The 1,478-nt window shown below is 74.6% G+C and carries 1 pseudogene; it reads right to left on the minus strand.

Going from position 1 to position 1,478, the window contains the following annotated elements:
* Nucleotides 1–477 (minus strand): annotated as a pseudogene (locus tag HMPREF0731_RS26275) (ribonuclease E/G); the annotation flags it as partial.
* Nucleotides 478–1,478: the final 1,001 nt, after the last annotated feature.

Consider the following 1,478-nt stretch of genomic DNA (forward strand, 5'->3'; position numbering starts at 1 on the left):
GGCGGCCTCGGCGGCCAGCAACGCCTCCGGGCTGGCGCTGCGGCTCTCGCCGCTGGCCATCGCCTGGCTGCGCGGCGCGGCGCCGTCCGGCGCATCGCCCGCCTCGTCGGCATCGGCCATGCGCTCGATGGCGGCGACCATCGCGTCGGCATCGGCCTCGGAGACCTCATCCTCCTCCTCGTCCTGCGACTCCTCGGCCTGCAGGGCGAGCAGCCGCTCACGGTCGGCGACGGGGATCTGGTAGTAGTCGGGATGGATCTCGCCGAAGGCCAGGAAGCCGTGGCGGTTGCCGCCATATTCGACGAAGGCGGCCTGCAGGCTGGGTTCGACGCGAACCACCTTGGCCAGGTAGATGTTGCCCTTCAGCGGGCGCTTGTTCTCGGTCTCGATGTCGAATTCTTCGAGCCGGTTGCCGTCCAGCACCACCACGCGTGTCTCTTCGGCGTGGGATGCATCGATCAGCATGCGCTTGGTCATGAACCGGGATGCTCCAGGCCGCCGGCGCGGTCGCGCTGCCGGCGGCGGCAATGGGTGGGCAGGCCCGAGGCAGCGGGATCGCACAGGCGGCGTGGCGAAGCGGTGGCCATGCGGCTCTGGTTCCGACCTCTCGTCTCGGCGGGCCGCGCCCCGGATGGGGGGGACCCTTGTGAAGCGCGCCGCGCGCAGGCCCCGGGATCACGCCACGGCACCGCGCGAAGCGGCGCCATGCGGCGCGAACGGGCCAGCGGCAGGCACGTGGCAGGGGCTGGGCGGTCGCCCTGGCCCCCTTCCGCACCCTGCGCACTCGCCGGCGGAGCGGGCCGTGGAACACCGGCGCAACGGGGCAACCCTGCCCCACACATCATAGGGGCAACCCCTTGCCAGTTCCTGACGGCCGCAGCGCACCCCGCCCGCCGCGCGCGCGGCTGGAGCCGGAATGAAGCGGGCGGCCGGGCCCGGACCCTCCGCCGGCGGCGCGTGCCGCCGGGGCAAGTCACCATAGGCGGCGCCCTGCCCTTCCACAAGGCATTGCGATGCTGAGATGTTACATGAACTTTGCCCGTGATCCTGCGGCGATGCCGTGATACAGCCAGCCCGAAGCACCCCGGCCCCCGCAGGGGAACGGGCGCGGCCGGCGTTTTTCCACCGCCCCGCCCACCCCCGCCCCTTGGGCCGGGCGATCCGCCGCCCGGCGGCCAGGCCCGCATGGCCTGCTCCGGCGGCCACCGCATCCGCGCGCCGGCACGCCCGGCGCCACCCTGGACGATGGGAGGGGGACGCCCGCCGGCCAGGCCGCACGACCGAAGGGGGACAGCCGCGCGATGAGCGAACAGCCCGGCAGGGGCCATCCCGCAGACCATCCGGCCGAGGGGCAGCAGGACCAGCCCGCGCCGACCCGCCGCCACCTGCTGCTGGGCGGGCTCGGCCTGCTCGGCCTCACCCTGCCCAGCGCGGCCGAGGCGGCCATCACCGCCGCCCGGCTCGACCGGCACGAGGGC

The organism is Pseudoroseomonas cervicalis ATCC 49957 (assembly GCF_000164635.1).
Taxonomy (GTDB): domain Bacteria; phylum Pseudomonadota; class Alphaproteobacteria; order Acetobacterales; family Acetobacteraceae; genus Pseudoroseomonas; species Pseudoroseomonas cervicalis.